We start from the raw sequence: 20,439 nt of genomic DNA on the forward strand, positions 1-20,439 counted from the left end.
GACCGAGAGTCGGAGCACGCGAGATTGGCAACCGAAGCGCGCGGATGTCGGCAAGTCCTTAAAGGAAACCGGGGACACACAATGCAGGCGGTTAGCCGGGTGAATATCAATGTGACATTACGCGGCGGATTGTTTAGGATGCCGGACAATAGGTCAATAGTTTGTCGGATAGTTAATTTCCTACAAGCTGCGTCATATAACTGACGCCACTCAATATCATCCCTTTATACATCACGCTCCCCACTGAAATGTCAGGGCTTTTCCCTGCCAGTCGTACGGAAGCGACCAGAACGGTAGTCTCGGAGAAGTCACATGAGCGTCGTCGCCATCGTAAAAAGCATTGTTGGCCAAGTGATCGCAGTTTCGCCCGAGGGGATCCGCCGGGTCCTTGTCGAGGGCGACCGATTGCTCGCTGGTGAGGTGGTTGAAACGGGCGCTTCGGGCGCCGTGACGCTGACGCTCAATGACGGCCGTAGCCTGGACATCGGGCGGGATTCCCAGTGGAGCGCGAATACTCCGGACATGACTCGCCCGGTCGAAGACCCGGCACATCAGGCGCCTTCCGTAGCCGAGCTGCAGAAGGCCATCGCCGCCGGCGCTGACCCGACGACAGACCTGGAAGCCACCGCTGCCGGCAACACCGTGGATACCGGCGGTTCGGGCGGCGGCAGCCATAGCTTTGTATTGCTGGAGGAAACCGCAGGCGCGGTAGATCCCACCATTGGCTTCAACACCGCCGGCATTAGCAGCGGTGATTCGATTACCGCCGAGCAAGCCAGCCCCACCGATAGCCCCACCCTCGTTGGCGCGGACACCGCTACTGTTGACGAGGACAACGCAGCTACCGGCAATGTGCTTACCAACGACAGCGATGCCGACAATGCGCTGAGCGTGACCGGTTATACCGTTGCTGGGGTTACCGGTACGTTCACGGCGGGCCAGGCCGCGACCATCGCGGGTGTTGGCACTATTACGATTGCGGCGAATGGTGATTACACCTTCACGCCAGTCGCTAACTACAGCGGCACAGTTCCTACGATCACGTACACCACCAATACCGGTGCGTCGAGTACGCTCGACCTGACAGTTACACCGGTGGCCGACGCACCAACGGTCGATAGCCAGACCGTTACCGGCAACGAAGACACCTCAGTTGCCCTGGGCGCCGTGGCCACCTATGCCGACAATGACGGCTCGGAAACCCACACCACTGTTATCAGCGGTATTCCGGCTGGTGCGACCATCACCGATGGCACCAACACCTTCACCGCCACTGCCACTAGCGGCAGCGTGGACGTGAGCAGCTGGAACCTGTCGGGCATCAGCTTCAACGCGGGCACTAACGTCAGCGGTAGCTGGAACCTCACCGTTACCGGCACTTCGACCGAAGCGGCCAATGGCAGTACCGCAGCCACCTCGAACACCATTACGGTGAACGTCACGCCAGTAGCCGATGCTCCGGTCCTGGATGAAAGCCGTGCCGTTTCCGGCAACGAAGACACCTCGATTGCCCTGGGCACCGTGGCGACCTACGCCGACAACGACGGCTCGGAAACCCACACCACCGTGATCAGCGGTATTCCGGCTGGTGCGACCATCACCGACGGCACCAACACCTTCACTGCAACCGCCACCAGCGGCAGCGTGGACGTGAGCGGCTGGAACCTGTCGGGCATCAGCTTCAATGCGGGCACCAACGTCAGCGGCAGCTGGAACCTCACCGTTACCGGCACGTCGGTAGAAGGCGCTAACAACAGCACCGACACCACCGTCGGCACCATCGCCGTGACCGTGACCCCGGTGGCTGACGCTGCCGTTATTAATGCTCAAGAGCTGACCACCGCCGAAGACACCAGCATCGCGCTGGGTACCGTGGCCACCTACGCCGACAATGACGGCTCGGAAACCCACACCACTGTTATCAGTGGCATTCCGGTTGGCGCCAGCATCAGCGACGGCACCAACACCTTCACCGCCACTGCGACCACTGGCAGTGTGGATGTCAGCAGCTGGAACCTGTCGGGCATCAGCCTGACCCCGGCGGCCAACTCCAGTAATACCGTCACGCTGACCGTCACCGGCACCTCGACCGAGAACGCCAACGGTGACGTCGCAACCACCTCCAATACCATTGTGGTGAACGTGACGCCGGTTGCTGACGCCCCTGTAATCAGCGAATCGCGCGAAGTCACCGGTAACGAAGACACCGCGATCAGCCTGGGTACTGTCGCTACCTACGCTGACAACGATGGCTCGGAGGCGCATACCACCGAAATCGGCGGTATCCCGGTCGGCGCTACTATCAGCGATGGCAACGGTCACAGTTACACGTCCGAAGCGGGCGGCGACGGCACTGTTGATGTATCGACCTGGGACCTGGGCGCGATCACCATAACCCCGCCTGCGAATGCCAGTGGCACTATCACCCTGACTGTCACCGGTACTTCGGCCGAGAACGCCAGCGCCAGCACTGCGACCACCACTGGCACCATTGTGGTGAACGTGACGCCTGTGGCCGATGCCCCGGTCATCGCCCAGCAGACGCTGACCACTAGCGAAGACACCCCAATTGCCCTGGGCACCGTGGCCACCTACGCCGACAATGACGGCTCGGAAACCCACACCACTGTTATCAGCGGTATTCCGGTTGGCGCCAGCATCAGCGACGGCAACGGCCACAGCTACACCTCTGAAGTGGATGGCGACGGTACCGTCGATGTCTCGACCTGGAACCTCAGCACCATCACGCTGACCCCGGCGGCCAATTCCAGCAACACCGTCACGCTGACCGTCACCGGCACCTCGACCGAGACCGCCAACGGTGACATTGCCAGCACCTCGAACACCATCGTGGTGAACGTGACCCCAGTGGCCGATGCTCCGGTCCTGGATGAAAGCCGTGCCGTTTCCGGCAACGAAGACACCTCGGTTGCCCTGGGCACCGTGGCGACCTATGCCGACAACGACGGCTCGGAAACCCACACCACCGTGATCAGCGGCATCCCGGCTGGTGCGACCATCACCGATGGCACCAACACCTTCACCGCCACTGCCACTAGCGGCAGCGTGGACGTGAGCAGCTGGAACCTGTCGGGCATCAGCTTCAATGCGGGCACCAACGTCAGCGGCAGCTGGAACCTCACCGTTACCGGCACGTCGGTAGAAGGCGCCAACAGCAGCACCGACACCACCGTCGGCACCATCGCCGTCACCGTGACGCCTGTGGCTGACGCTGCGGTCATCCCGGCTCAAACGCTGACCACCGCCGAAGACACCAGCATCGCGCTGGGCACTGTGGCCACCTATGCCGACAACGACGGCTCCGAGACGCACACCACCGTCATCAGCGGCATTCCGGTTGGCGCCAGCATCAGTGACGGCAATGGCCACAGCTACACGTCCAAGGCAGATGGCGACGGCACCGTCGATGTCTCGACCTGGAACCTCAGCACCATCACGCTGACCCCGGCGGCCAATTCCAGCAACACCGTCACGCTGACCGTCACCGGCACCTCGACCGAGACCGCCAACGGTGACATTGCCAGCACCTCGAACACCATTGTGGTGAACGTGACCCCGGTTGCAGATGCTCCAGTCATTGCACAGCAAGCGCTGACCACCAACGAAGATACCCCAATTGCCCTGGGCACCGTGGCCACCTACGCCGACAATGACGGCTCGGAAACCCACACCACTGTTATCAGTGGTATCCCGGTTGGCGCCAGCATCAGCGACGGCAACGGCCACAGCTACACTTCGCAGGTTGATGGCGACGGCACCGTTGATGTCAGCAGTTGGAGCCTCAGCACCATCACGCTGACCCCGGCGGCCAACTCGAGCAACACCATCACGCTGACCGTGACCGGTACTTCGCTTGAAACCGGCAACCAGAGCAGCGCCAGCACCTCGAACACCATCGTGGTGAACGTGACGCCGGTTGCCGACGCCCCGGTCATCGCACAGCAAGCGCTGACCACCAACGAAGACACCCCAATTGCCCTGGGCACCGTGGCGACCTATGCCGACAATGACGGCTCGGAAACCCACACCACTGTTATCAGTGGTATCCCGGTTGGCGCCAGCATCAGCGACGGCAACGGCCACAGCTACACTTCGCAGGTTGATGGCGACGGCACCGTTGATGTCAGCAGTTGGAGCCTCAGCACCATCACGCTGACCCCGGCGGCCAACTCGAGCAACACCATCACGCTGACCGTGACCGGTACTTCGCTTGAAACCGGCAACCAGAGCAGCGCCAGCACCTCGAACACCATCGTGGTGAACGTGACGCCGGTTGCCGACGCCCCGGTCATCGCCCAGCAAGCGCTGACCACCAACGAAGACACCCCAATTGCCCTGGGCACCGTGGCGACCTATGCCGACAATGACGGCTCGGAAACCCACACCACTGTTATCAGTGGTATCCCGGTTGGCGCCAGCATCAGCGACGGCAACGGCCACAGCTACACTTCGCAGGTTGATGGCGACGGCACCGTTGATGTCAGCAGTTGGAGCCTCAGCACCATCACGCTGACCCCGGCGGCCAACTCGAGCAACACCATCACGCTGACCGTGACCGGTACTTCGCTTGAAACCGGCAACCAGAGCAGCGCCAGCACCTCGAACACCATCGTGGTGAACGTGACGCCGGTTGCCGACGCCCCGGTCATCGCCCAGCAAGCGCTGACCACCAACGAAGACACCCCAATTGCCCTGGGCACCGTGGCCACCTACGCCGACAATGACGGCTCGGAAACCCACACCACTGTTATCAGTGGTATTCCGGTTGGCGCCAGCATCAGCGACGGCAACGGCCACAGCTACACCTCTGAAGTGGATGGCGACGGTACCGTCGATGTCTCGACCTGGAGCCTCAGCACCATCACGCTGACCCCGGCGGCCAACTCGAGCAACACCATCACGCTGACCGTGACCGGTACTTCGCTTGAAACCGGCAACCAGAGCAGCGCCAGCACCTCGAACACCATTGTGGTAAACGTGACGCCGGTTGCCGACGCTCCGGTCATCGCCGCCACCCATCAAGTGACTGGCAACGAAGATACCGCCATTGCCCTGGGCACAGTGGCCACCTACGCCGATAACGACGGCTCGGAGACCCACACCACGGTAATCAGCGGCATCCCGGCGGGAGCGACCCTCACCGATGGCACCAACAGCGTAGTGATCGGTGCATCGGATACCGGGTCGGTAGATGTCAGCACCTGGAACCTGAGCACCATCAGCGTCACTCCGCCGACCAACTCCGGCGACAGCTTTACCCTGACTGTGACAGGCACCTCCACCGAGAGCGCCAACACTGCCAGCACCGCGACTACCACCGGCACCATTCTGGTCAATGTGACACCGATCGCCGATGCGGCCGTAATTGCCAGCCACACCGTGACGGGCAACGAAGACACCGCAATCGCCTTGGGCACCGTAGCGACTTACGCGGACAATGACGGTTCCGAGACGCACACTACTGTGATCAGCGGTATCCCGGCGGGCGCGACCCTCAGCGACGGCACTAAGACCGTAACCATCGGCGGATCCGGTGGTGGTTCGGTCGACGTCAGCACCTGGAACCTGGGCAGCATCAGCGTTACCCCGCCAGCCAACTCCAGCGCCAGCTTCACGCTGACGGTTACCGGTACGTCCACCGAAAACGCCAACACCGCGAGTACCGTCACCACCAGCGGCACTATCGCGGTCAACGTGACGCCGATCGCCGACGCGGCGGTGATCGTCAATCACACTGTGACAGGTAACGAAGACACCTCGATTGCCCTGGGCACCGTGGCCACCTACGCCGACAACGACGGCTCGGAAACCCACACCACCAAGATCAGCGGCGTGCCAGTTGGCGCGACCCTGACCGATGGCACCCACAGCTACACCTCCGTGGCGGGTGGCAATGGTACCGTCGACGTCAGCAGCTGGAACCTGAGCACTATCAGCGTGAAGCCTGCAGCCAACTCCGGCGATGACTTCACCCTGACCGTGACCGGCACCTCGACCGAGAAGGGCAACACCAGCAGCACCGTCACCACCACCGGCAGTATTGTGGTGAACGTGACCCCGATCGCCGACGCGGCCCTGATCGTCAACCACACGGTCAGCGGTAAAGAAGACACCGCCATCTCTCTGGGCACCGTGGCGACCTACGCGGACAACGACGGCTCGGAAACCCACACCACCAAGATCAGCGGCGTGCCAGTTGGCGCGACCCTGACCGATGGCACCCACAGCTACACCTCCGTGGCGGGTGGCAATGGTACCGTCGACGTCAGCAGCTGGAACCTGAGCAATATCAGCGTGAAGCCTGCAGCCAACTCCGGCGATGACTTCACCCTGACCGTGACCGGCACCTCGACCGAGAAGGGCAACACCAGCAGCACCGTCACCACCACCGGCAGCATTGTGGTGAACGTGACCCCGGTCGCCGATGCAGCTTCGATCGTGACCCACATCGTCAGTGGCAAAGAAGACACCGCGATCGCCCTGGGCACGGTAGCGACCTACGCCGACAATGACGGCTCGGAAACTCACACCACAGTCATCAGCGGTATCCCGGCGGGCGCAACCCTCACCGACGGCACCAATACCGTGACCATCGGCGGATCCGGTACCGGTTCGGTCGACGTCAGTACCTGGAACCTGAGCGCGATCAGCGTGACGCCGCCGGCCAACTCCGGCGACGACTTCATGCTGAAGGTAACCGGCACCTCTACCGAGAATGGCAATACCAGCAGTTCTGTAACCACCAGCGGCTACATCGTGGTGAACGTGACGCCGATCGCTGATGCGGCGGTGATCGTCAATCACACCGTAACTGGCAACGAAGACACCTCGATTGCCCTGGGCACTGTGGCGACCTACGCCGACAACGACGGCTCGGAAACCCACACCACCAAAATCAGCGGTGTGCCGGTTGGCGCGACCCTGACCGATGGCACCCACACCTACACGTCCGTGGCGGGTGGCAATGGTACCGTCGACGTCAGCAGCTGGAACCTGAGCAATATCAGCGTGAAGCCTGCAGCCAACTCCGGCGATGACTTCACCCTGACCGTGACCGGTACTTCGACCGAGAAGGGCAACACCAGCAGCACCGTCACCACCACCGGCAGCATTGTGGTGAATGTGACCCCGATCGCTGACGCGGCCGTGATCGTCAATCACAGCGTGACCGGCAAAGAAGACACCGCCATCTCTCTGGGCACCGTGGCGACCTACGCGGACAACGACGGCTCGGAAACCCACGTCACCAAGATCAGCGGCATCCCCGCCGGCGCGACGATAACGGATGGCACCCATAGCTTCACTGCCACCGCAACCACCGGTACCGTGGACGTCAGCACCTGGAACCTGTCGGGCATCACCTTCAGCGCAGGCACCAACGTCAGCGGCAACTACACGCTGACCGTGACCGGTACCTCCACCGAGAACGGCAACAGCAGCAGCACCGCGACTACCACTGGCACCATCCAGGTGAACGTGACCCCGGTGGCCGATGCGGCTGTGATCGTCAACCACACCGTCAGCGGCAACGAAGACACCTCGATTGCCCTGGGCACCGTGGCGACCTACGCCGACAACGACGGCTCGGAAACCCATACCACCAAGATCAGCGGCATCCCCGCCGGTGCGACGATCACGGATGGCACCCATAGCTTCACTGCCACCGCAACCACCGGTACCGCGGACGTCAGCACCTGGAACCTGTCAGGCATCACCTTCAGCGCGGGCACCAACGTCAGCGGTAGCTACACCCTGACCGTGACCGGCACCTCGGTTGAAAGCGCGAACAGCAATACCGCGACCACCACCGGCACCATCGTGGTAAACGTGACCCCGATTGCCGATGCGGCTGTGATCGTCAACCATGCGGTCAGCGGTAACGAAGACACTGCAATTGCCCTGGGCACCGTGGCGACCTACGCCGACAACGACGGCTCGGAAACGCATACCACCAAGATCAGCGGCATCCCCGCCGGTGCGACGATCACGGATGGCACCCATAGCTTCACTGCCACCGCAACCACCGGTACCGCGGACGTCAGCACCTGGAACCTGTCAGGCATCACCTTCAGCGCGGGCACCAACGTCAGCGGCAACTACACCCTGACCGTGACCGGCACGTCCGTCGAAGGCGCGAACAACAACACCGCGACCACCACCGGCACCATCCAGGTGAACGTGACGCCGGTGGCTGATGCGGCTGTGATCGTCAACCACACCGTCAGCGGCAACGAAGACACCTCCATTGCCCTGGGCACCGTGGCGACCTACGCCGACAACGACGGCTCGGAAACCCACACCACCAAGATCAGCGGCATCCCGGCCGGTGCGACGATCACGGATGGCACCCATAGCTTCACTGCCACCGCAACCACCGGCACCGTGGATGTCAGCACCTGGAACCTGTCGGGCATCACCTTCAACGCAGGCACCAACGTCAGCGGCAACTACACCCTGACCGTGACCGGTACCTCCACCGAGAACGGCAACAGCAGCAGCACCGCGACTACCACTGGCACCATCCAGGTGAACGTGACCCCGGTGGCCGATGCGGCTGTGATCGTCAACCATGCGGTCAGCGGTAACGAAGACACTGCAATTGCCCTGGGCACCGTGGCGACCTACGCCGACAACGACGGCTCGGAAACGCATACCACCAAGATCAGCGGCGTGCCGGTGGGCGCAACCCTGACTGATGGCACCCACACCTATACGGTCCCGGCTGGTGGCAACGGTATTGTCGACGTCAGCAATTGGAACCTGAGCACTATCAGCGTGAAGCCGCCAACCAATTCTGGCGATAGCTTCACCCTGACCGTGACCGGCACGTCCGTCGAAGGCGCGAACAACAACACCGCGACCACCACCGGCACCATCCAGGTGAACGTGACGCCGGTCGCCGATGCGGCTGTGATCGTCAACCACACCGTCAGCGGCAACGAAGACACCTCGATTGCCCTGGGCACCGTGGCGACCTACGCCGACAACGACGGCTCGGAAACCCACGTCACCAAGATCAGCGGCATCCCCGCCGGCGCGACGATCACGGATGGCACCCATAGCTTCACTGCCACCGCAACCACCGGTACCGTGGACGTCAGCACCTGGAACCTGTCGGGCATCACCTTCAGCGCAGGCACCAACGTCAGCGGTAGCTACACCCTGACCGTGACCGGCACCTCGGTTGAAAGCGCGAACAGCAATACCGCGACCACCACCGGCACCATCGTGGTAAACGTGACCCCGATTGCCGATGCGGCTGTGATCGTCAACCATGCGGTCAGCGGTAACGAAGACACTGCAATTGCCCTGGGCACCGTGGCGACCTACGCCGACAACGACGGCTCGGAAACGCATACGACTGTTATCAGCGGCATTCCCGCTGGCGCGACCCTCACCGATGGCACCCACACCTACACGGCCCCGGCCGGTAGCAGTGGTAGCGTTGATGTCAGCACCTGGAACCTGAGCGCGATCAATTTCACCGCGACCAAGGATGCCAGCGGCACCTATACCCTCACCGTGACCGGTACCTCCACCGAGAAGGCCAACACCAGCAGCACAGTCACCACCAGTGGCAACATCGAGGTTACCGTTAACCCGGTCACCGACACGCCAACCCTGAGCTTGATCGGCCAAAGCACCCTGGCATCCACCGACCTCCAGGAAGTGGCGGCCGGCAGCAAGGCCACCGTAGCGGTGAGCAAGCTGGGCAGCGGCGAGTGGCACACCGACAACAGCGGCAATACCGTTGAAATCGGATCGGGTACCACCTACGGTGCCGGCACCACCAGCCAGGTGATCGAGCTGGAGCGCAACCCCAACGATCCGAGCAATCTCTACACCACCGTGAGCGCGCAAAGCGGGGCGACCTACACCGTAAGCTTCGATTACTCGGCGCGCAGCGGTGCTGTGGGCGATTCGAAGATCAATGTGTACTGGGGCGGTCAGCTGATCACTACCCTGACTGCCAGCAGCACTGGCATGACGCACTACACACTCAACCTGCCGGTCAGCGCCGATGGCACTGAAAAGCTGGAGTTCGTAGCCGTCGACCAGAACAGCACCGGCGGCGTGCTGGATAACATTCAGCTCGTGGAAACCCGCAACAGCGGCCTGGAAGACCAGCCGATCCTGTTGTCGACGATCAAGGCAGCCACTACGGACGTGGATGGCTCCGAAAGCCTGAAAGTGACTATCAGCAAAGTACCGGAAGGCTCCGTGCTGACCGACGGCACCGCTGCGCATACCGTCAAGGTTGGCGCCGACGGCACCGTGGACGTGACCGGGTGGGACCTGTCCAGCGTGAAGTTCACCGCACCGCTGAACGTCAACGGCGACATCACCCTGACCGTTACCGCAACCGCCCAGGACGGCAATGCCGCGCCGAAGAGCGTCAGCCAGGACCTGGTGGTCCATGTGGCTGCGGTCAACGACGCACCGGTTGTGGCGAACAGCGCTGCAAGCGGCGACGAAGACCATGCAGTGGCTGTGGTGCTGAGCGGTACGGACGTGGACGGCACCGTCAGCTCCTTCAAGATCACCTCGATCCCGGAGAACGGCGTACTGCTACGTGATGCCAACGACGCCAACAGCATTGTGCATGTGGGCGACGTCATCACGGCCAGCAGCAACAGCGCCACGCTGACCTTCGTGCCGAACGCCAACTGGAACGGCAGCGACACCGTCAGCTACACCGCCACCGACAACCTGGGCACTACCAGCACCACGACCGGCACCGTAAGCATCACCCTGGCCGCGGTCGACGATGCCAGCGTGCTCACCGCCGACACCGGTAGCGCGAACGAAGATAACGTGGCCCAAGGCAACCTGCTGAGCAACGACATCGACGTAGACAACACCCTGAGCATCAGCTCGGTCAGCGTTGGCGGCACCACCTACGCCACTGGCACCGACATCGCACTGGCCCACGGCACCTTGAACGTGGCGGCTGACGGTACCTACACCTTCACCCCGGCTGCGGATTGGGCCGGCAGCGTGGAGCAGGTGACCTACACCACCAATACCGGTTCGACCAGCACCCTGAACATCACCATCAACCCGGTGGTGGACATTCCGGTCGTAACCGTAGACGCGGCCACCATTACCTCTACCGGCCTGAACAAGGACACCTGGACCACGCTGTCCAAGGCTACCCTGGGCACCGGCGGCAATGGTGCGGACACCGCCACGCTGATCAACACCGTAGGCAGCGCCGCAACTGTCAACACGACGGTCCACGGCGTGACCTCGCTCGCCAGCAGCGGTGATATCGCCGCCGGCACCGCCACCAAGGTCAGCGGCCTTGTTTACCTGGAAGCCGGCAAGACCTACAGCTTCTCAGGCACCGGCGATGACAGCCTGGCAATCACCCTGGGCGGCACCACCGTAGCGACCGCCAGCTGGGGCAAGAACTCCGGTGCGATCACCAGCATCACCTTCACGCCGACGGACACCGGCTACTACACCATCGACCTGTACCACTACAACCAGAGCGGCCCGGGCAACTACAACGTGACCGTACTGGTAGATGGCGTAGCCACTTCGCTCAACAGCCTGTTGACCTTCGGCAGCGTGCAGGACATGGCCGCCGCCGGCCTGGACGTGTCTGCGCTGCATGGCAGCAATGGCGAGGGTTACTACACGGCAACCAGCCTGAACCACGGCCTGGAAGATGGCAGCACCAAGCTGGCCCCGATCAGCGTGACCTACGGCGACACCACTGACGGTTCGGAGACCCACGTCACCACCCTCAGCGGCGCGCCTGCCGGCACCACCCTGACCGACGGCACCACCACCGTGACCTTCGACGCCAACGGCTCGGCGGTCGTGACCGGGATGAACCTGGCCAACCTGACCCTCAGCACGCCGCTGAACTACAACGGCAGCTTCGTGCTGACCGTAACGGCGACCGCGACCGAGCAGGGCGTGGCTACGCCTGTAGTGCGTACCGGTACCCTCACCGTTACCGTTGATGCCGTGAACGATGCCCCGGTGGTAAACCTTACCCCGACCACTGGCACCACCGCAGACCTGAACTACACCGAAAATGACCCGGCTACTCAACTGGTTAAGCAGTTGAGCATCGTTGACCCCGACGGCACCACCACGCTCAAGGGCGCGACCGTAACGCTGAGCAACGCGCAGGCTTACGACGTGCTCAAGGCCGGCAGCTTGCCGGCTGGCATCACCGCCACCGTGGACACCAGCGTCAGCGGCAAGATCACCGTGACCCTCACCGGCACGGCGTCTATCACCGACTACGTGGCCGCGATCAAGTCGATCACCTATGCCAACACCAGTGAAGACCCAAGCGCCGCAGACCGCACCTATACGGTGGTGGTCAACGATGGCGGTACCAATTCGGTTGCCGTAAGCGGTGCGGTGCACGTTACGCCGGTGCCGGATGCGCCGGTTGCAGGGAACGGCGTTGCGAGCACCAGCGAAGACACCGCCGTGGTACTCAAGTGGGCCAACTTCAGCGTCACCGACGTGGATACCGCGCCCAGTAAAATGACCGTACAGATCACCACGCCAGCGGCAACCCAAGGCACCATCGAGTACTACAACGGCGGCAAATGGGTGAGCGTGGCGGCGAACTCTTCGCTGACAGTTTCGCAAACGACCATCGACGCCGGCCTTATCCGCTATGTGCCGTACGCCAATGCCTCGGGCATCGTCACCCTTACCTACAAAGTGAGCGACGGTACGACGTACAGCAACGACGCGGCAGTGAAGATTGCGATTGCCCCCGTGGCGGACGCGTCCACCCTCACCGTGGGCGGCGACACGACTGTAGCCGAAAACGGCTCGACCACCCTCAAACTGGTTGCGGGCGTAACCGACACCGATGGCTCGGAAACCGCCTCGGTCACCAAGATCAGCAGCATCCCGGTAGGGGCCACGCTGTCTGACGGTGCTGGCCATACGTTCACGTCCACCACCGGCAATACGTCCGTGGATGTAACCCAGTGGACCATGACCACGCTTACCTACACCCCGGCAACCTACCACAGCGGCACCGACACACTGAAAGTGACCACCACGTCCAAGGACGGCACGTCCACCCTGGATACGGTCAGCAACCTGCCGATCACCATCACTCCGGCGGTGTACACGCACCAGAACGGTACCAGCGCGGCGGATACCATTACCGGTGACGCCGGTAGCAACATCATCGTTGGTGATGTGACCAGCACCACCTTGCAGCCAGGCACGAACTACAACATTGCATTCATCGTAGATACCTCCGACAGCATGGGTTCCGATGCAGTAGCTGCCGCCGTGAAGTCGCTGACCACTGTCTTTACCAACCTGGTCAACAGCGCCAAGACCGCCGGTGCGGGGACCGTGGTCGTATACCTCGAAGACTTCGACACCACTGTGAAACAGTCGGTGGCGGTGAAGCTGTCCGATCCTGATGCCTTGAGCAAGCTCATTGCAGTATTGAAGAGCATGACCAGCGGCGGCACCACCAACTACGAAGATGCCTTCAAAGCCGCGTCCAACTTCTTCGAAAGCGACCTGGCGCAGAACAACACCAAAGCGGTCACCAAGACCTACTTCATCACCGACGGCGAGCCCAACACTTACCAGAAGAGCGAAACCGATCCGAAGCTCTACACGGGCGTGACCGGTGACACCGGGGGCAAGGGCACTACCTACCTTGACGACCTGGTGGACGTGAACAACTACACCCTTAATTCCGGGCAGGTTGTAACCGCGGTCATCGGTGGTGTAACCCGCACGGTCGTGGACTCGTCGGGCCAGGTGTACCAGTGGACCCACTCCGACAAGGACGGCTGGACCTACAAGGTGCTGGGTACCCTTCACGCCGAAGGTGACGGCACCTACGAGGTGTCGACCACTGACAGCAGCGCGGCCAGCAGCGGTTCGACCAAAACCGCGACCACGCAGGCGGGGGACGCGTTTGATACCCTCAGCAATCTGAGCAGCACCGTGGAAGCGATCGGGATCAATTCCACGATTACCGCAGCCAAACTGGTGCCCTACGACACCGATGGCCAGGTACAGACCAACGTTGACCCGGCCAAGCTGCAGGCGGCGATCGAAGGCCATTACGTTACCGCCGCGCCGGCGATCGACACTATCTCTGGCGGTGCTGGCAATGACATCATCTTCGGAGATGCCATTACCCTCAGCGGCAGCAGCAACGAAGGCGTGGAAGCCCTGCGCGCCTACGTGTCGACGGCTACCAGCGTTACCACGGTGACCGACTCCGCGCTGCACGAGTACATCTCGGAAAACGTGGCGACCATTGCCAAGCTGGTCAATACCACCTCCGGTGGCGCGGACCTGCTGTCCGGCAACGACGGCAACGACATCCTCTTCGGTCAGGGTGGCAATGACACCCTCAGCGGCGGCGCGGGCAATGACATCCTGGTCGGCGGAAACGGCAACGACACCCTCACCGGTGGCGCTGGCGCGGACACCTTCGTGTATGTGAAGGGCGAAACCGGTTCGGACACCATTACCGACTTCAACACCGGTGAAGGCGACGTGATCGACCTGAGCGACCTGTTGTCCGGCCATGGCAGCGACCTTACCCAGTACCTGCAAGTGACCCAGAACACCGACGGTACGGGTACCTTGTTGGTCAGCAGCGCTGGCAAGCTCAGCACTACTGCAGCAGCAAGCACCAACGCCTCGGCGGCTGACGTGAGCATCAAGGTGTCTGGCATCGGCTACGATGCGCTCAAGAGCCTGGTTGCTGGCGCCGACACTCACATCAAGGTGGACCACGCCTGATGCCCACGGCCCGGCAATGGCTTATGCTGTTGCCGGGCCAAAGGCGTAACGCCGAACAAGAGGGTTCATAGATGTTTTACGTCCAGCGCAACGCCGAAGGCCGCCTCGTTCGGGTGCAGCCCACGGAATTTTCCGGCTACAGCGAAACCCTCGCCGCCGACCATCTGGATATCCAGGCCTGGTTCAGCAGCGAAGCCGTGGAAACCAGCCTGAAGGCTTTGCAGCAAAGCGACCTGGACATGGTGCGGGTGCTTGATGACCTTATCCAGTTGCTTACCAGCAAAGGGGTGATCCGCATCACCGACCTGCCACCGGCTGCCCAGGCCAAGCTGATGGACCGTACCCAGGCGCGTGAAGCCCTCGGCGGGCTAAGCCGGCTGATCAACGACGAAGAAACCGGCCTCATCTGAGGCCGTTTTTTTGCCTGCCGGAAAGTTTGGTGGGCCATCCATCGCTGTGGCAATTTGTAACTATTGACTACACAACCGACTTGATCGAGTATTGATAGTTAGCAACCTATCAATTATGTGGCGCCTGTGAACACTCTCGACAAGCTCCAGCTCAATATCAGTAGCGGCATGGTCGTAGCGGCCCGGCATTGGCGGCGGATCTGCCAGACCACCCTGGCCAACTACGGCATCTCCGAAGCGTGCGCGGTACCGCTGCTGGCCATCGTGCGCCTGGGCGACGGTGTGCGGCAGGTGACCGTGGCGCATGCTTCAGGCCTTGAAAGCCCCTCGCTGGTACGCCTGCTCGACCAGCTGTGCGCGCAAGGCTTTGTGCAGCGCACCGAAGACACTACCGACCGCCGCGCCAAGGCGCTAAGCCTTACCCCACAAGGGCGCGAGCTAGCCGAAGCCATCGAAGGCGAGCTGGTGCGGCTGCGCCGAGACGTGTTGAAAAACGTCGACAAGGCCGACCTCGAAGCCGCGCTGCGCGTAGTGAGGGCGTTCGAAGAAGCAGGGCAGGGGTCCGCCGTATGGGCTTCCTGAAAGGCTTTTTCAGCGACCTGCCGCCAGCCCGCGATTGGTGGTATGGCGTACGCACCTTCTCTGCTTCGATGCTGGCGCTGTACATCGCGCTGAAGCTAGAGATGCCCCGGCCCTACTGGGCCATGGCCACGGTGTACATCGTTTCCAGCCCTTATGTAGGGCCCACCAGCTCCAAGGCGGTGTATCGCTTCCTGGGGACGTTGCTGGGGGCCAGCGCGGCGGTGTTGCTGGTGCCGCTGTTCGTGCAGGCGCCGGTGTTGCTGGTGATCGTGGTGTCGCTGTGGACAGGTACATTGCTGTTCCTGTCGCTGCACCTTCGCACGGCCAACTTCTATGCCTTGATGCTGGCTGGCTACACCATGCCCATGATCGCGTTGCCGGTGGTCGATAACCCGTCGGCGGTATTCGACGTAGCCTCTTCGCGTACTCAGGAAATTTTCATCGGCATCGTTTGCGCCGCTGTGGTGGGCGCCATCTTCTGGCCGCGCCGCCTGGCCCCTGTGGTCGCAGGCGCGCTGGACAAATGGTTCAGCGAGGCGGATGCCTACAGCCTGCGCTACTTGTCACGTAGCGTGAGCGCTGACGAAGTAGGGCCGCTGCGTTCGTCGATGGTCGTGACGTTCAATTCGCTGGAGCAGATGATCGGCCAGTTGCCTCATGAAGGCGCTACACCGCAGAGCGTGCGTAACCGTAAGGAATTACGCGGGCGGATGATCCACCTGCTGCCCACCATCGACGCGCTGGACGACGCACTCGTGGCGCTGGAGCGGCGTACGCCGGAACTCGCCGCCCGTATGGCGCCCGTGCTTGAACACGCTCAGCAATGGCTGGCGTCCAGCGGCGACAACCCCAGCGAAGCGGCCTGGCAGGCGCTGCATGATCATATCGATCAGGTGCGACCCGCCCCCGAAGCCTTGGCGGATCGGCAGCAACTGCTACTGGCCAATGCCTTGTATCGCCTGGAAGAATGGGCCGACCTCTGGCAAGACTGCCGCACGCTCCACCTGGCCATCCGCAACGAGCAGCGCGAGCCCTGGAAGGCCGTGTATCGGCACTGGCGCCTGGGCCGCCTTACGCCGTTCTTCGACCGCGGCCTGATGTTCTATTCCGCCATGTCGTCGGTGACCGCGATCGCTGCCGCCTCGACTATCTGGATACTGACCGGCTGGGCCGACGGCGCCAGTGCAGTCATCCTGGCGGCCGTTTCGTGCAGCTTCTTCGCCTCCATGGACGACCCTGCCCCGCAGATCTACCGGTTCTTTTTCTGGACCATGGTGTCTGTAGTGCTGTCTGGCCTATACCTGTTCCTGGTGCTGCCCAACCTGCACGATTTCGCCATGCTGGTTCTGGCGTTCGCGGTGCCTTTCATCTGGATCGGCGCACTCACGGTGCAACCGAAGTTCTATCTGGGAACCCTACTGACCATCGTCAACAGCTCTACCTTTATCAGCATTCAGAGCCAATACGACGCCGACTTCATGAGCTTCATCAATGGCAATATCGCGGGCCCTGCCGGGTTGTTGTTTGCCTTCTGCTGGACCCTCGTGGTGCGCCCCTTTGGCACCGAAGCCGCCGCCCGCCGCCTGACGCGCTTCGGCTGGCAGGACATCACTCGCCTGGGCGAGCCCGGCACGCTGCAGGAACATCGGCAAATGGCCGTGCGTTTGCTCGACCGCCTGATGCAGGTGCTGCCGCGCCTGGGCCAGGTGGGCCAGGACACCGGTGGTGCCCTGCGCGACGTGCGCGTGGCGCTCAACCTGCTGGATATCCTTGCCTATGCGCGCCGGGTGGATAGCGGCGCGCAAGTGTTGCTCAAACAGGTGGTGAGCGAAGTGGCTGCGTATTTCGCCGCCAACCTCAAGGCCGGTGAGCGCCTGCCGCCACCCATGGCCAGCTTGAGAACCATGGACCGGGCCCGGCGCGCGCTCAATAGTTGCCTGGACGCCGAAGCCTGCCCTCATCTGTTGCTCGCGCTGAGCGGATTGCGCCTGGCGTTGTTGCCTGGCACCGAGGTAGTGGTGGAAGGCGACCAAGCCGAGGAACAACCGCCCTATGGTATCGATGGAGCCCCGCTGTGATCGGTGAACTGGATATCGGCGGGATCTTCCTGCCCACCCTGCTGGGCATCATGGCCATTGCCTACGCGCTCTTTCTAGGCGTGCATGCCGTGCTCAACCGGCTGCACTTCTACCGCCTGGTCTGGCACCGGGCCCTTTTCAACATTGCCCTCTACACCGTGCTGCTCAGCGCGGTAGACGTAATCTGCCGAAGCCTGATGACATGAAAAAACCTTTGCTGACGTTTGGTCGCTTTTTTCTCACCTTGATCGTAGTCGCCCTCGCCGTGGTACTGGTATGGCGGATGGTGATGTATTACATGTTCGCGCCCTGGACCCGAGACGGGCACATCCGCGCCGATATCGTGCAGATCGCGCCGGACGTTTCCGGCCTGATCGAGCAGGTGCCGGTGCACGACAACCAGCTGGTCAAGCGTGGTGACGTACTGTTTACCATCGACCAGGACCGCTTCCGTCTTGCCCTTCGCCAAGCCCAGGCAGGCCTGGCCGACCGCAGGGAAACGCTCGCCCAGGCGCAGCGCGAGAACAAGCGCAACCGTGGGCTGGGCAACCTGGTGGCCAAGGAGCAACTGGAGGAAAGCCAGTCTCGCGAAGCCCGCGCCCAGGCCGCCGTGCTCGAAGCCCAGGTAGCCGTGGATGCCGCCCAGCTGAACCTGGACCGCTCCGTGATCCGCAGCCCGGTGAACGGCTACGTGAACGACCGCGCCCCCCGCGAGCATGAATTTGTGGCAGCTGGCCGGCCGGTGCTGTCGGTTGTGGATAGCGACTCCTATCACATTGATGGCTACTTCGAGGAAACCAAGCTGCCGCATATCCACATCGGCCAAGCCGTCGACATTCGGGTGATGGGCGATACCGCGCGGTTGAGCGGTACCGTGCAAAGCATCTCGGCCGGTATCGAAGACCGCGACCGCAGCAGCGGCAGCAACCTGCTGCCCAACGTAAACCCGGCGTTCAGTTGGGTGCGCCTGGCCCAGCGTATTCCGGTGCGCATCGCCTTCGATCAGGTACCCGCGGATTTCCGCATGATCGCTGGCCGTACGGCCACGGTTTCGTTGCTCGACGACGCACCGGCGGCAGGCCAGCAAGGAGCGGCGCAATGAGTACTGCCTTGCGTGCCTTGGTGCTGGCTGCGTTGGCCAGCCTCGCGGCCTGCCAGACCGTGGGCCCGGATTACCAGTTGCCCAGCACCGCGGCCGTCAACCGGCCGGACCTTCAGGCGAAGCTGGGCGAAGGCAATCCGAACGTGGTGTCCGCGCCCGTGCCTGCCAACTGGTGGCAGCTGTACCATGATCCGCGGCTGGACCAGCTGGTGCGTGAGGCATTGGCCTCCAACACCGACCTGCGCGTAGCGGCCGCGAACATCGCGCGGGCCCGCTTCCAGACCGAGCAGGCCGAAGCCGAGGGTGGCTTCAACGCCAGTGTGAGCGCCGAGGCGCAGCGGTTGCAGGAATCCGGGCAGGCCTTTTTGCTGACCGAAAAAGTACCCGTGGCGAACATCGGCGCGGCATCGATCAAAACCTCTTATGAGTTCGACCTGTGGGGCACCCTCAAGCGTGGCGTGGAAGCTGCCAACGCCAATGCCGATGCTGCCCAGGCGGCCGCCGATACCGCTCGCATCACCGTGGTGGCGGACGTGGTACGTGCGTATACCCAGGTATGCGCGGCGAATGAAGAACGTGATATCGCACTGCATTCCCTCGAGTTGCAGCAACAAGGCGTAAACCTGGCGCAACGGTTGCGCGACGCGGGCCGTGGCGATGAAACCCAGGTTACCCGTACGCAAACCCAGTTCAAATCGCTGCGCGCCGAGTTGCCTCGCTACCAGGCCGAGCGCGCCGCCGGCCTGTACCGGTTGTCCATGCTGCTGGCCAAACCCGTTGAGCAATTGCCGGCTGGCGTAGGGGACTGCGCCGAGCTGCCCCATATCGCCCAATTGCTGCCGGTAGGGGACGGCGCCACGCTGCTCAAGCGTAGGCCCGATGTACGCCGCGCCGAACGGCAATTGGCGGCTGCCACGGCACGCATTGGTGTGGCGACCGGTCAGCTTTACCCGGACATCAGCATCGGCGCCACGGTTGGCACCGTGGGCATTCTCGATGAGCTGGGCGACCCTTCTACCAACCGCTGGGGCTTCGGCCCCCTGATCAGCTGGACCATCCCCACCAATGGGGCTCGCGCCCGTATACGCGAGGCCGAAGCTGCGACCCAAGGCGCGCTGGCAGGCTTCGATGGGGTAGTGCTCAACGCGGTACGCGAAGCCCAGACCAGCCTGTCCACCTATGCTGCGGTACTGGAACGCCGCGACGCCCTGGCCGAGGCCGAGCGCTCCGCCCACCAGGCCGCGGACCAGTCCCATCAGTTTTACCTGGCCGGCCGGCAGTCCTTCCTCGAAGACCTGCAGGCTACCCGTACCTACACCACGGCTCGAGCGCAGCTGGCCGAAGCCAATACTCGGGTGGCCATGGAACAGATCAACCTGTTCCTGGCGCTGGGCGGGGGGTGGGAAAGTGCGCCGGCTACTGTGGGAGCACGGGGACGGCCATCCGCCGAAGCCGCAGGCGGAGCTCGCGAATAAGG

At 62.7% G+C, this 20,439-nt stretch carries 7 protein-coding genes; all 7 read left to right on the forward strand.

Annotated features, from left to right (window positions below; translation table 11 throughout):
- The first annotated feature begins 312 nt into the window (after positions 1 to 312).
- The 7 genes from AC3Z8Y_RS00580 (at position 313) to AC3Z8Y_RS00610 (ending at position 20,437) form a co-directional block, all read left to right on the forward strand.
- The gene (locus AC3Z8Y_RS00580) at positions 313 to 14,790 is read left to right on the forward strand and encodes a cadherin-like domain-containing protein (RefSeq protein ID WP_490088017.1); all 14,478 of its coding nucleotides are present in this window, start codon (positions 313 to 315) and stop codon (positions 14,788 to 14,790) included.
- Between the two features lie 71 nt (positions 14,791 to 14,861).
- Positions 14,862 to 15,200 (forward strand): tryptophan synthase subunit beta, encoded by a 339-nt coding sequence (locus AC3Z8Y_RS00585; RefSeq protein WP_181113958.1) that lies wholly within the window; start codon positions 14,862 to 14,864, stop codon positions 15,198 to 15,200.
- Positions 15,201 to 15,368: 168 nt separating this feature from the next.
- Complete coding sequence (locus AC3Z8Y_RS00590) at positions 15,369 to 15,782, forward strand: MarR family winged helix-turn-helix transcriptional regulator (protein WP_181113986.1); 414 nt, start codon at positions 15,369 to 15,371, stop codon at positions 15,780 to 15,782.
- Positions 15,779 to 17,860: an FUSC family protein gene (locus AC3Z8Y_RS00595; RefSeq protein ID WP_490089907.1), complete on the forward strand. Its 2,082-nt coding sequence runs from the start codon at positions 15,779 to 15,781 to the stop codon at positions 17,858 to 17,860. The genes AC3Z8Y_RS00590 and AC3Z8Y_RS00595 overlap by 4 nt, the downstream gene beginning before the upstream one ends.
- Positions 17,857 to 18,066, forward strand: coding sequence for a DUF1656 domain-containing protein (locus AC3Z8Y_RS00600; protein WP_490088018.1), 210 nt, complete (start codon positions 17,857 to 17,859; stop codon positions 18,064 to 18,066). The genes AC3Z8Y_RS00595 and AC3Z8Y_RS00600 overlap by 4 nt, the downstream gene beginning before the upstream one ends.
- On the forward strand, positions 18,063 to 18,962 hold the full coding sequence (locus AC3Z8Y_RS00605) for an efflux RND transporter periplasmic adaptor subunit (protein ID WP_181113954.1): 900 nt from the start codon (positions 18,063 to 18,065) through the stop codon (positions 18,960 to 18,962). Before AC3Z8Y_RS00600 ends, AC3Z8Y_RS00605 begins: the two co-directional genes overlap by 4 nt.
- Positions 18,959 to 20,437, forward strand: coding sequence for an efflux transporter outer membrane subunit (locus AC3Z8Y_RS00610; protein ID WP_490088019.1), 1,479 nt, complete (start codon positions 18,959 to 18,961; stop codon positions 20,435 to 20,437). The genes AC3Z8Y_RS00605 and AC3Z8Y_RS00610 overlap by 4 nt, the downstream gene beginning before the upstream one ends.
- The last annotated feature ends 2 nt before the right edge of the window (positions 20,438 to 20,439 follow it).

This window comes from Pseudomonas sp. 3MAES_34.3B, from assembly GCF_058145875.1.